At 52.1% G+C, this 12,486-nt stretch carries 15 protein-coding genes and 1 other RNA gene; 12 read left to right on the forward strand and 4 right to left on the reverse strand.

The annotated features are described in order from the left end of the window. Positions 1–40 precede the first annotated feature (40 nt). From RGQ30_RS09735 to RGQ30_RS09760, 6 genes are all read left to right on the forward strand, one after another. Positions 41–466: an outer membrane protein assembly factor BamE gene (locus RGQ30_RS09735; protein WP_338284366.1), complete on the forward strand. Its 426-nt coding sequence runs from the start codon at positions 41–43 to the stop codon at positions 464–466. 18 nt (positions 467–484) lie between these two features. Beyond that, positions 485–1,291, forward strand: a complete 807-nt coding sequence (gene dapB, locus RGQ30_RS09740) for a 4-hydroxy-tetrahydrodipicolinate reductase (RefSeq protein ID WP_130556957.1) — start codon at positions 485–487, stop codon at positions 1,289–1,291. Between the two features lie 106 nt (positions 1,292–1,397). Beyond that, complete coding sequence (locus RGQ30_RS09745) at positions 1,398–1,625, forward strand: hypothetical protein (RefSeq protein WP_130556102.1); 228 nt, start codon at positions 1,398–1,400, stop codon at positions 1,623–1,625. A 1-nt stretch (position 1,626) separates the two neighbouring features. Next, positions 1,627–1,959, forward strand: coding sequence for a cell division protein ZapA (locus RGQ30_RS09750; protein ID WP_130556101.1), 333 nt, complete (start codon positions 1,627–1,629; stop codon positions 1,957–1,959). A gap of 10 nt (positions 1,960–1,969) precedes the next feature. Then, positions 1,970–2,150, forward strand: a non-coding RNA gene (gene ssrS / locus RGQ30_RS09755) — 6S RNA. Between the two features lie 64 nt (positions 2,151–2,214). Then, positions 2,215–3,027 (forward strand): sulfite exporter TauE/SafE family protein, encoded by an 813-nt coding sequence (locus tag RGQ30_RS09760; protein WP_130556100.1) that lies wholly within the window; start codon positions 2,215–2,217, stop codon positions 3,025–3,027. Positions 3,028–3,036: 9 nt separating this feature from the next. Here RGQ30_RS09760 and lgt read toward each other — a convergent pair whose 3' ends face one another. Beyond that, positions 3,037–3,858: a prolipoprotein diacylglyceryl transferase gene (gene lgt, locus RGQ30_RS09765; RefSeq protein ID WP_130556099.1), complete on the reverse strand. Its 822-nt coding sequence runs from the start codon at positions 3,856–3,858 to the stop codon at positions 3,037–3,039. Positions 3,859–4,001: 143 nt separating this feature from the next. Between lgt and ilvD the strand changes: the two genes are divergently transcribed. Then, positions 4,002–5,690: a dihydroxy-acid dehydratase gene (ilvD, locus tag RGQ30_RS09770; protein WP_130556098.1), complete on the forward strand. Its 1,689-nt coding sequence runs from the start codon at positions 4,002–4,004 to the stop codon at positions 5,688–5,690. Here ilvD and RGQ30_RS16135 read toward each other — a convergent pair. Next, positions 5,603–5,953, reverse strand: coding sequence for a TIGR04438 family Trp-rich protein (locus RGQ30_RS16135; RefSeq protein WP_130556097.1), 351 nt, complete (start codon positions 5,951–5,953; stop codon positions 5,603–5,605). The two genes, ilvD and RGQ30_RS16135, sit on opposite strands and share 88 nt — an antisense overlap. Positions 5,954–6,045: 92 nt before the next feature. Between RGQ30_RS16135 and RGQ30_RS09775 the strand changes: the two genes are divergently transcribed. Next, positions 6,046–6,354: a c-type cytochrome gene (locus RGQ30_RS09775; RefSeq protein WP_130556096.1), complete on the forward strand. Its 309-nt coding sequence runs from the start codon at positions 6,046–6,048 to the stop codon at positions 6,352–6,354. A gap of 70 nt (positions 6,355–6,424) precedes the next feature. On the opposite strand, the gene RGQ30_RS09780 is transcribed toward RGQ30_RS09775, so the two are convergent. Next, complete coding sequence (locus RGQ30_RS09780; RefSeq protein ID WP_130556095.1) at positions 6,425–7,408, reverse strand: tripartite tricarboxylate transporter substrate binding protein BugE; 984 nt, start codon at positions 7,406–7,408, stop codon at positions 6,425–6,427. A gap of 184 nt (positions 7,409–7,592) precedes the next feature. Beyond that, positions 7,593–8,747, reverse strand: a complete 1,155-nt coding sequence (locus tag RGQ30_RS09785; protein ID WP_338284367.1) for a branched-chain amino acid ABC transporter substrate-binding protein — start codon at positions 8,745–8,747, stop codon at positions 7,593–7,595. Positions 8,748–8,992: 245 nt separating this feature from the next. Between RGQ30_RS09785 and RGQ30_RS09790 the strand changes: the two genes are divergently transcribed. From RGQ30_RS09790 to RGQ30_RS09805, 4 genes are read left to right on the forward strand one after another with little or no spacing between them, the layout of a single operon-like run. Then, positions 8,993–9,880 (forward strand): branched-chain amino acid ABC transporter permease, encoded by an 888-nt coding sequence (locus tag RGQ30_RS09790; protein WP_420915175.1) that lies wholly within the window; start codon positions 8,993–8,995, stop codon positions 9,878–9,880. Beyond that, positions 9,877–10,980: an ABC transporter permease subunit gene (locus tag RGQ30_RS09795; protein ID WP_130556093.1), complete on the forward strand. Its 1,104-nt coding sequence runs from the start codon at positions 9,877–9,879 to the stop codon at positions 10,978–10,980. Before RGQ30_RS09790 ends, RGQ30_RS09795 begins: the two co-directional genes overlap by 4 nt. Further along, positions 10,977–11,750 carry an ABC transporter ATP-binding protein gene (locus RGQ30_RS09800; RefSeq protein ID WP_130556092.1) on the forward strand — a complete coding sequence of 258 codons (774 nt, stop codon included), beginning with the start codon at positions 10,977–10,979 and terminating at the stop codon, positions 11,748–11,750. The genes RGQ30_RS09795 and RGQ30_RS09800 overlap by 4 nt, the downstream gene beginning before the upstream one ends. Continuing rightward, positions 11,743–12,483 (forward strand): ABC transporter ATP-binding protein, encoded by a 741-nt coding sequence (locus RGQ30_RS09805; protein WP_130556091.1) that lies wholly within the window; start codon positions 11,743–11,745, stop codon positions 12,481–12,483. Before RGQ30_RS09800 ends, RGQ30_RS09805 begins: the two co-directional genes overlap by 8 nt. The last annotated feature ends 3 nt before the right edge of the window (positions 12,484–12,486 follow it).

A 12,486-nucleotide genomic window follows, 5' to 3' on the forward strand; every position in this document is an offset into this window, starting at 1 on the left:
CCTCTGCTCAGCATTGACGCTTTGGATCTCTGGCTGTTCCTTGATTCCCGACAACTATGTCCCCTCCGTGGTCAAACCCTACCGGTTTGACATACAGCAAGGCAACTTTGTGACGCAGGAAGACGTCGCCAGGTTGAAAATCGGTATGAACAAGGAACAGGTACGTTTCATTCTGGGCACCCCATTGCTGAACGATGCGTTTCATGCCGACCGTTGGGATTATGTTTACCGGCTTTTGAAAGCGGACGGGCAAGTGAGCCAAGCCCGCTATACCGTGATGTTCCAGAACGGTACGGTTAGCCGGCATGGAGGCGAGAACCTGCCCGCCACAGCCACGGACCTGATCGGCCCCGACTCGACTACAAAATCGTCAACCAAACCATTGCCTGCTGAAAAACCGGCAAACGATATCAAAGAATCGGAATCTGCAGTAGGCGGCTCCGACCGAGCACCCGTACTCAAGTAAAACGACATGACCAAGCCAATACAAATCGCAATCGCCGGCGCCAGCGGGCGCATGGGCAAAACCCTAATTGAAGCCATTTTGAATCATCCAGACTGTGAACTTGCCGGTGCATTTGACCAGGCAGGTTCCACAAGCATTGGTCGTGATGCTGGCGACTTTATGGGCATTGCGTCTGGCATTGCTGTCACAGACGATGCCGAAGCCGCGCTGAGCAATGCAGATATCTTGATTGACTTCACCCGGCCGGAAGGCACCTTGCACCACCTGGCTTTGTGTGAAAAACACAATGTGAAAGCAGTGATCGGCACGACGGGTTTTGAACCGAAGCAACTTGAAATGTTGAAAAAAGCGTCAAGCAACGTGGCCATGGTGTGGTCACCCAATATGGCAGTGGGTGTGAATGCCACATTCAAGCTTCTGGAAGTGGCTGCGAAAATACTGTCTCAAGGCTATGACATCGAGATCATCGAGGCCCATCACAGCAAGAAAGTGGATGCGCCTTCCGGCACAGCATTGCGTATGGGTGAAGTAGTGGCACAAGGCCTGGGTGTGGCCCTTGATGACGTCGGTGTGTTTGCACGGGAAGGCATTACGGGTGAGCGTAAAGCTGGCACCATCGGTTTTTCCACCATTCGTGGTGGTGACATTGTGGGCGACCACACCGTGTTGTTTGCAGGCATGGGGGAGCGCATTGAAATCACACACAAGTCATCAAACCGCATGACCTATGCACAGGGTTCAATTCGGGCAGCGCAGTTCCTGATGAGTCACGACAACGGTTTGTTTGATATGCAAGATGTGTTGGGGCTGAAAACATTGTTTTAACTTCAGACCAAACCATAGCAAGTTGACGTAAGCACCTGTATAGTCTGGTTAAAATAATACTTGTATTCACCACCCGAATGCCACCTCTCAAAGATGGAGCCTGCCAATGACGCAATCCCTTCTTGCGAAACTAGATGAACTTCAGGCCAAGGTCTCCACTTTGGCCAAAGCACTTGAGCAAAGTCGCCATGAAAGCAGATCCTCCAAGGAGGAAATTTCCAACCTGCGTCGCGACAATGAACGCCTTCAGAAAAAAGTAGTTCATGCGCAGGGGCAAATCAACCAGATGCTGAACCAATGGTTTCCTGAACTTGAATTGAACTCGGAGGAATAAATTGGAAGCACTCGATGTCAAAATCATGGGCCGGGAATTCAAGATCGCCTGCAAGCCTGAAGAACGTGCAGCGCTTCAACAGGCAGTCAACATTGTTGAAACCCGTATGTCGACTATTCGGGACACTGGAAAGGTAGTAGGGCTTGATAAAATTGCAGTGATGGCTGCATTACAAATCGCCCATGAATCGCTCGTTGGGAGTAATCCTTCTAACCCTGTTTTAGGACTGGACATTGAGACAATTGAGCGTAAAATCAAAACCATTGAACAAATCGCTGACGCGGGTCTGGAAGACCAGTCTGGCAAACCAAAAATAGCGGATTTGTTCGGTTAAAGAATTTGTTTTATCTCTGCCGTGCCTGTATTGGTCAGCATTCCGTGAACCAATATCTGTGATCCCGGTTGCGGACGTTTCAGGGTTGGTGTGATTCCCTCTTAGTCAGGGAAACCTGAAGACCCTAACACTGCGACCCACTTGAACCTTAGGTTCAGGGATCGGGCCAGTATGGCATCGGCAGAGACCCCACACCGGGGCGATTGAACATTGGTTCAATCGCCTCTTTTTTTGTTCAAATCAGGTGGTTAAATCATGCTGGATCCCGTTTTCATAATCTCGTTGCTGATTCTGGGTGTGGCCAGCGGACTGCTGGCAGGCTTGTTGGGCATTGGTGGGGGAATGTTACTCGTGCCTTTTCTGACCTTCCTGATGGTGGGTCAAGGTGTACCAGTTGAAAACGTGGTGCACTCCTCGATTGCCACGTCGCTGGCCATTATTCTATTTACAAGCATTTCAAGCATGCGAGCCCACCACAAGGCAGGTGCGGTACGGTGGGATATCGTCAAGTTTCTCACCCCCGGTATCCTTTTGGGTGGCTTTATCGGCTCAAAAATAGTTTCCTATCTACCCACCCGTGAACTGGCCTTGGTTTTTGGTGTGTTCGTCCTGTTCTCGGCTTATCAAATGTTTGCCGATAAAAAACCAAAACCCACACGTACCTTGCCCAAGGCCGCCGGGCTGACGGGAGTGGGTACAGTCATTGGAACGGTGTCCAGTATTGTGGGTGCGGGTGGCGGCTTTATTTCTGTGCCGTTCATGGTTTGGAGCAACGTCCCCCTGCGCATTGCAGTGGCGACATCGGCTGCTTTGGGCTTTCCAATCGCTTTGTTTGCCAGCATCGGATATGTGATCAATGGCTTACACCTGGAGGGGATGCCCACTGGGTCGCTGGGCTATGTGTATTTGCCCGCTGTGTTGTGTGTGGCCATCATGAGTGTGTTTTTCGCACCCAAGGGTGCGAAATTGGCGCACACGTTACCGGTCAAGAAAATCAAGCGGATTTTTGCAATCCTATTGACCTTGATTGCACTGTCAATGATTTACAAAGCTGCAACAGGATTTTAAAAGCAGTTTTCAAGACTTGCTGTTTTTCAATTGCGCAGTCATGGTTTCAAGCCCGGTGGGCTTGTTCCTTGACCAGGCCAGAAGTGCAAAACCGCCCACGATCATGGGCACACACAGCCACTGCCCCATCGAAAGACCTAGCGACAAGGTGCCCAAAAACCGGTCTGGCTCGCGGGCAAACTCGACAATGAAACGGGCCGTACCATAACCGATCAGAAACCAGGCGGACACTGCGGCACGCGCACGGGGCTTGCTCGCAAACCACCACAAGCCGACAAACAATGCAATGCCCTCCAGACTCATTTGATACAACTGTGAGGGGTGGCGCGCCAATGCATCGCCAGCCTGTGGAAACACCACGCCCCACCATCCTTCTGTTGGGCGGCCCCACAATTCGCCATTGATGAAATTGCCCAAACGGCCTAGCGCCAAGCCAACGGGTACCGCGGGCGCCACAAAGTCCATCACATCAAAAAACTTCCAGCCTTTGAATCGTCCGTAAATAAAACAAACCAGCAACACACCGAGAAAGCCACCGTGAAATGACATGCCACCTTCCCAGATGGCCAATATCTCCATGGGGTTGGACAAGTAGTAATCGGGTTTGTAGAAAATGACATAACCCAAGCGCCCACCGAGGATCACCCCCAGCACAGCCCAGGTCAGCATATTGTCAACGTCAGCCAGCTTGATGGCAGGGAACATGTGCAGACGGCGCTTGGCCAGCATGATGAAGGCCAGGAAAGCCAACAGGTACATCAAGCCATACCAGCGAATGGCCAATGGGCCGATCGAAATGGCGATGGGATCAAACTCGGGATGAACAAACATGGGATGTCCGGAATATTAAAACGAATCAATTGTACTGCCCTAGGGACTACCCTTTGATGAATGAGTGGCTTCAGACGCCCAGCGGCAGGCCATAAAATGGTAAATTCTCGTTTTGCAATCAATTTCACCTGCGAGCTTTTGCAATGAGCATCAATCGACGTTCCAAGAACATCACCCAAGGCGTGGCCCGTTCACCCAACCGCGCCATGTACTTCGCCATGGGTTACAAAGACGAAGACTTCAACAACCCGATGATTGGAATTGCAAACGGCCATTCCACCATCACACCTTGCAACAGTGGCTTGCAGCCCCTGGCCGATGCTGCCGTGGCTGCCGTGAAATCGGCTGGCGGCAATCCTCAAATTTTCGGCACCCCCACCATTTCCGATGGCATGAGCATGGGAACCGAAGGCATGAAGTATTCGCTGGTCAGCCGCGAAGTCATTGCTGACTGTATTGAAACCGCGGTTCAAGGGCAATGGATGGACGGCGTGCTGGTTATTGGCGGCTGCGACAAGAACATGCCTGGTGGCATGATCGGCATGGCCCGCATGAACGTGCCCGGTATTTATGTCTACGGCGGCACCATCAAACCCGGCCGCTACAAAGGCAAAGACCTGACCATCGTGTCAGCATTCGAAGCTGTTGGTGAATTCACCGCTGGCCGCATGAGCGAAGAAGATTTCAAGGGCATCGAGAAAAACGCCTGCCCAAGCTCGGGTTCCTGTGGTGGCATGTACACCGCCAACACCATGAGCTCTGCTTTTGAGGCTTTGGGCATGAGCCTGCCCTACTCCTCGACCATGTCCAATATTGATGCGGAAAAGGTCACCTCGACCGAAGAATCTGCTCGTGTGTTGATTGAAGCGGTTCGAAACAACCTGAAGCCTCGCGACATCATCACCAAGAAATCCATTGAAAACGCAGTGGCGGTATTGATGGCTACAGGTGGATCCACCAACGCCGTGTTGCACTTTTTGGCAATCGCGAAAGCTGCGGACGTGGCTTGGGATTACGAAGACTTTGAACGCGTGCGCCTGCGCACCCCGGTAATCTGTAACCTGAAGCCATCTGGTCAATATGTGGCAACCGACCTGCACGATGCCGGCGGTATCCCGCAGGTCATGAAAATCTTGCTGGATGCGGGCTTGTTGCATGGCGACTGCATTACTATCACGGGCAAAACCATTGCCGAAACACTGGCTGACATTCCTTCTCAGCCCCGCGCTGATCAGAACGTGATCATGACCATTGAAAAAGCCTTGTACAAGGAAGGCCATCTTTCAATCCTGCGGGGAAATTTGGCACCCGAAGGCGCTGTCGCCAAAATCACCGGTTTGAAAAATCCGGTCATTACAGGTCCGGCCCGTGTGTTTGACGACGAGCAAAGCGCAATGGACGCCATTTTGGGTGACAAGATTACCGATGGCGATGTGATTGTGTTGCGTTACCTTGGCCCCAAGGGAGGCCCTGGCATGCCTGAGATGCTGGCACCTACTTCAGCGATTATCGGCAAAGGCCTTGGTGAAACCGTGGGCCTGATTACCGATGGACGTTTCTCTGGGGGTACATGGGGAATGGTGGTAGGTCACGTGGCGCCGGAAGCCTATGTGGGCGGGCCAATTGCCTTGGTGCAGGAAGGTGATTCGATTACCATGGACGCGCACCAGAAGTTGTTGCAGATCAACGTCAGTGATGAAGAACTGGCCAAGCGACGCTTGTCATGGGTCAAGCCAAAGCCACGTTACACAACCGGTGTACTGGCCAAGTTTGCTGCCCTGGCCAGCAGTGCCAGCAAAGGTGCTGTCACGGATGGTGATCTGGACCTGTAATTCAACCTCCAGCTATTTAAACGGAAAACCCCGACGAGCGCGTCGGGGTTTTTTTTATCCAGTTCAAGCATTCGGGCCTCGAATTTGCGCTTCACCATTTGTTGGCGCTTGACGTCCAACCCCAGCAGGGGCTCTACCACCTCAAACCAGAGGATCGCCATTAGAAACGGCACAGCGATGGAAAACCACGCCCAGTCGCTAACCGGATGAACTCCACCCAGTTTTAACGTCAGTAAAAGGACACCCAGTAATATAAAAATCATTCTGTTTCACATGACAAACAACAGGGTTGTCTGCCAAAATGACACCCGAGACGTTAATAACGCAATAACTGTAACAAGATGAGGAGTTCAGTATGATCAAGCAGATGGGTGTCTTGGCGATTGCAGCCACCATGGTTGCTCTACCATTGTCCGCCAGCGCCGATGAAGCATTGGCAAAAAGCAAAGCTTGCCTGGCCTGTCACCAGGTACAGAAAAAAGTAGTTGGCCCCGCATTTAAAGACGTGGCTGCCAAATACAAAGGCGATGCTGGTGCCGCGGCAATGCTGGCTGGCAAAATCAAGAACGGTACAAAAGGCACATGGGGCCCAGTTCCAATGCCTGCACAAAACGTGACGGAAGACGAAGCCAAGAAATTGGCCGCTTGGGTACTGTCACTGTAATCCAGCCCTTTCAAGTAAAAGGCCAAGGTAGATGTACCTTGGCCTTTTTTGTTGGGTGCGTGTTTGATGATCAAGAACCATCAAATTGAATGTTTTGTTTCTTCACCAAAGTCTGCATTCTTTCCATTTCCTTTTTGATTTCTGCAGCATGTTGTGCGGGGGAATTTCCCACCGGCTCAGCGCCACTTTCCCTCAAACGCTCTTGGACTGCAGGTAACTTCAACACCTTGACAGTGGCAACATTCAATTTTTGAATGATGGCATCAGGCGTACCAGAAGGTGCGACCAAACCGTACCAAACCGGCTCGTTCACCGCAGCAAGACCCAATTCCTTGAAGGTGGGCACATTGGGAAGATTATGGACACGTGTTGGCCAAGCCACAGCCAATGGGCGCAAGCGTTCTGACTTGATGTGAGACATAGAAGAAGGCAAGTTATCGAACATCATGTCAACAGATCCGCCCAACAAGTCATTCAACGCTGGGCCAGCACCCCGGTAAGGCACATGCAGGATGTCAGTGCCGGTTTCCATCTTGAACTGCTCACCCACCATTTGCTGGATGCTGCACGGCCCGGATGTCGCATAACTGAACTTGCCAGGATTCTTTTTGACATAGGCCAAAAACTGTTTGAAATCCTGGGCTGGAAACTTGGGATTCACAGTGAGCACATTTGGCGACCCAGCCATGTTGGTAATGGCTTTGAAGTCCTTGATTGGATCGTAGGAAACCTTGGGATTGCAGGCAGCGATCACTGCATGTGTGGAAAGTGTGGATACCCCCAAGGTGTAACCATCGGGAGAAGCTTTGGCCACAAGGCCTGCTCCAATACTGCCACCGCCGCCGCCACGGTTGTCCACAATCACGGTTTGCCCCAACTCCCGGCCCAGCTTGTCCGCAACAATGCGAGCCACGATGTCGGTTGTACCACCAGCAGCAAAGGGCACAATCAAGGTTATCGGCTTACTGGGGTAAGTGTCAGCCAGGGCGACGCCGGTTGAACAAGACAGCACAGCAAGCGCTGTCAGCCCTTTTTTGATCAAGCAGAAAGTCATTCTCTTCTCCACGTTCTATTGAATTGGGCGTTGCGATGAGCACGCAAACCAGGGCCGTGTCAGAAAACAGACCAAAGTTCAAATTTAAGTGGTGAGAAAGAAGGAGAAGTTCGGGGGCGTTGAAAATAAAACCAGGCTATTCACAATTGCGGGATTCATTTACTTAACGAATCCCGCACCTGCCTTAATTGACGACTTTTACTGGAAACTTGCCTTGCGCATTGTAAGAGTTCAAGGTAACTGGCGCGTTCAGGACATCACCCGCGTTGTCAAAGGCAATGGTACCAATCACGCCCTCATGACGAATATCTTTCAACTTGGGAAGGTACTTTTTGGGATCCGCAGACTTCGCATTTTTCATGGCCATGCCCATGGTCATGACCGCATCGTAGACAAAGGGGGCGTACACCTGAATGTCGCGTTTGAACTGCGTTTTGTAACGCTTCTCGAAGGCTGGCCCACCCGGCATTTTGCTCAGGGCCATGCCACCTTCGGCACACAGTACATTCGACCCCACGTTGTCGCCACCGAGTCGCATCAACTCGGCGGTACAAATGCCATCGCCGCCAATCAAAGTGGCCTTGATACCCAGTTGCTTCATCTGGCGCAACATGGGACCGGCCTGCGCATCCATGCCACCATAAAAAATCAGGTCTGGGTTCACACGTTTGACCGAGGTCAGGATGGCAGCAAAATCGGTGGCTTTGTCATTGGTGTAATGGCGCTCCAGAACCTTGACCCCTTTGGCCTGCAACTGATTCGTAAAAATGTCAGCCAATGGCTGCCCGTAACCAGTTCGGTCGTCAATGACAACCACGCGCTTGGCTTTCATTTCGTCTGCCGCGTACTTGGCCAGTGCAACACCGAGCACCCCGTCGTGAGCAATCACACGGAACACCGATTCGAAGCCCTGTTTGGTCACTTTGGGTGTGGTTGCAGAAGGGGTGATTTGGGGTATGCCGCAATCGTAATAAATTCTTGAAGCGGGAATGGTGGTGCCGCTATTCAAATGCCCCACAATGCCATTGACTTTCATGTCACACAGTTTTTGGGCAACAATCGCACCGGTTTTCGGATCAGCCGCGTCGTCTTCCGCAACCAGTTCGAACTTTGCAGTGCCGCCCTCCAACTGGATTTTCATTTTGTTCAAATCCTCAATGGCCAAACGGGCGCCCGATTCGTTGTCTTTGCCATAATGCGCCTGCGGACCCGAGAGAGGCGCGATGTGCCCAATCTTCACCACAACATCTTTGGCCCAAGCTGCACTGCCTGAAAACGCCGCAAACAACGAAACAAACAACACTGACTGGCCCAAATGCCATGAGTACACATTGCGCATAAATAGCTCCGTAAAATATTGGGTGGGTTCTTGCAATGTAGCATTGAAACGGTGATTTGCGACAGATCTCAATTAACTGACTTCATTCTGAATCCTTAGCGCTTCTGCACCCCCTAATTGCACTATTCTTTTTCCAGAACACCTTAATTCAACTGGTCTGTCGGTTCATGGACATATTTGCACAACAAATCATCAACGGGCTGGTACTGGGCAGCATTTATGCCTTGGTGGCCTTGGGTTACACCATGGTGTACGGTGTCCTTGGGCTGATCAATTTTGCGCACGGGGAAGTAGTGATGGTGGGGGCCATGGTGGCTTTCAGTGCCATCACTTTTTTCATGGGTGTGTTTCCTGAAACGCCGGGCTGGATCCTGTTTCTGGTGGGTGTCATGTGTGCGGTCCCCGTGTGCATGTTGACCAGTTTTACCATCGAACGCTTTGCGTACCGCCCGTTGCGAAATGCCCCACGTTTGGCGCCGCTGATTTCAGCCATTGGTGTTTCAATCATTCTGCAAACCCTAGCGATGATTATCTGGGGAAGAAATTACCTGATATTCCCAACCACCCTGCCCACAGATCCCATCATTCTGCACACTTTCGCCGCCAACCCTGAAGTGGATTATGAAAGAACGGTGTCCATTACACCCGTGCAGATTCTCATCGTTTGCGTGTCCGCTGCGCTGATGTTTGCGCTGACCTACACCGTCAACAAAACCCGCTTGGGCAAAGCGATGCGGGCTACCTCGGAAAACACCCAAATTGCCAGCCTGATGGGAATCAACCCAAACACGGTGATTGCCGCTACCTTTGTGATCGGTGCAGCCCTGGCAGGCGTTGCAGGGGTGATGGTCGCCACCAATTATTCAGTGGCACATTTTTACATGGGCTTTTTACCCGGATTAAAGGCATTCACTGCTGCGGTACTGGGTGGCATCGGCAATATCTATGGTGCCATGCTGGGTGGCCTGGTGCTGGGTATTGTGGAAAGTCTGGGGGCTGGTTATCTGGGCCAGTTGACAGGAGGGTTTCTGGGGTCGCATTACCAGGACATCTTTGCGTTTGCCGTCTTGATCCTGGTGTTGACGCTTCGCCCATCCGGTTTGTTGGGTGAAAAGGTATCGGACCGCGCATGATGCACAATCCCGCACGTCATCGACAAATTGTTGGCTTCCTGCTGGTGGCCATTGCACTGGCCGCCCTGCCCTGGGCAGCAGGCCTGCTGGGAAACAGTTGGGTACGCATTCTGAATGTGGCCTTGCTGTACGTCATGCTGGCACTGGGCTTGAATATCGTAGTGGGGTTCGCCGGGCTGCTCGACCTGGGCTACATCGCATTTTATGCCGTGGGGGCTTATGTGTATGGCCTGCTGGCCTCACCCCACCTCACCGACAATTTTGAAGTGATCGCAGCCATTTTTCCTGATGGCTTGCATGTGTCAATCTGGTTACTCATCCCCTTGAGTGCGCTGATCGCAGCAGTGTTTGGAGTGATGCTCGGCGCACCCACACTGCGTTTGCGCGGTGATTACCTGGCCATTGTTACGCTAGGTTTTGGTGAAATCATTCGTCTGTTTTTGAATAACCTGAATGCGCCACTGAACATTACCAACGGGCCCCAGGGCATCAACATGATTGAGCCTGTGAATATTGCGGGCGTTCGCTTCTCTCGCACCATTGAATTGTTCGGATTCGAAGTCCCTGCCCTGCACCTTTACTACTACCTGTTTCTGGCACTGACACTGGTGATCATCGTTGTGTGCATGCGCTTGCAGCACAGTCGGATTGGCCGCGCGTGGACAGCCATTCGAGACGATGAAATTGCGGCCAAGGCGATGGGTATTAATACACGCAACATGAAGCTGCTGGCCTTCGCCCTCGGTGCTTCTTTTGGTGGAGTGGCCGGCGCCATGTTCTCGGCGTTTCAAGGTTTCGTCAGCCCGGAATCCTTTGGCCTGATGGAATCCATCATTGTGTTGTGCATGGTTGTACTGGGGGGCATGGGTCATATTCCTGGCGTCATTTTGGGTGCCTTGCTTTTGGCAGGCTTCCCGGAAATGCTGCGCCAAGTGGTGACTCCAATTCAGGAATTCATGTTTGGTGCTGTGCTGGTGGACGCTGAAATCATTCGTTCACTGATCTACGGTTTCACCATGGTACTGGTCATGCTGTATCGCCCCAAGGGTCTGTGGCCGCAGCGCAAGGGTCGCCCCGATGCGGCGCAGGGGGCGGCATGAGCAAGGTGTTATTTACCGCCACGGGCTTGAAAAAATATTTCGGTGGTGTCACAGCAGTGGATGGGGTAAATCTTGAAATACGGGAAGGTCAGGTAGTCGGTTTGATTGGCCCCAACGGCGCGGGCAAAACCACCTGCTTTAACCTGATCACAGGTCTTTACACCCTGGATGCAGGGCACTTCACGTTCAAATCAAAACCCTACAACCCGGCTTCTCCCAATGAAGTGGCTCGACTGGGCATTGCGCGTACGTTTCAAAACATTCGATTGTTCAACAGCATGACTGCCCTGGAAAATGTAGCGGTCGGCATGCACACCCGAACTCGCCAGGGTGTGCTGGGAGCTGTGCTGAGAACCCCAGCCCAGCGACGAGAAGAAGCACGAGTTCTTGAACAGGCTCAAGCCTGGCTCGACTACGTGGGAATTGGTGCATTTGCTGATTACCTGGCAGGGCAACTTTCTTACGGTGACCAACGCCGGCTGGAAATTGCGCGTGCACTGGCCAGCGAGCCCGGTTTGCTGGCGCTGGATGAACCAGCCGCAGGCATGAATGCCACAGAAAAACTGAAACTGCGCGATTTGCTGCTGCAAATTCGAAGTGATGGAAAATCAATTTTGTTGATTGAACACGATGTCAAACTGGTGATGGGTATTTGCGACCAGGTTACCGTTCTTGATTATGGCAAAGTGATTGCACAGGGAACTGCAGCGCAGGTTCAGCAATCACCTGCAGTCATTGAAGCTTACCTTGGAGGCTTGCACCATGGCTGATCCAATGTTGCGCGTACAGGGCCTCACTGTGGCCTATGGCGGCATTCAGGCTGTCAAAGGGCTGAATTTTCATGTAAATCAAGGTGAACTGGTTTGCCTGATCGGTTGCAATGGCGCAGGCAAAACCAGCGCACTGAAGGCATTGGCAGGCCTGCTGCCATTTGATGCTCAAACAGCCGTATTCAGGCAAAACCTGAATTTGCTCGAGATGCAGGCGCACCAGCGATTGCCCAACGGCATGGCCTTGGTGCCCGAAGGCCGAGGCGTATTCACACGGATGAGTGTGCTTGAAAATCTGGAACTTGGCGCTTACTGTCGTCGCGCCGATGCGCAAGGCAAAGCAGACATTCAAGCCGATCTTGAACGCATGCTGCTTGCTTTTCCACGATTGAAAGAACGACTGAAGCAATCCGCAGGCACCTTGAGTGGTGGCGAACAACAAATGCTGGCCATGGCACGCGCCTTGATGGGAAAGCCGGAACTGCTACTGCTTGATGAGCCGAGCATGGGCCTTGCACCGTTGCTGGTGGAAAAAATTTTTGAAGTGGTACAACAGGTGCATCAACAAGGCATGACCATTCTGCTGGTGGAGCAAAACGCACACATTGCCCTGCAAATTGCCAACCGGGCCTATGTCATGGATTCGGGTTTGATCGACTATGAAGGTCAAGCCAGTGAACTGATCAACGACCCCCGAATTCGTGAAACCTACCTAGGGCAATTGCCTGCCTGAACC

The sequence above is a fragment of the Limnobacter thiooxidans genome, from assembly GCF_036323495.1.
GTDB classification, from domain to species: Bacteria; Pseudomonadota; Gammaproteobacteria; order Burkholderiales; family Burkholderiaceae_B; genus Limnobacter; species Limnobacter thiooxidans.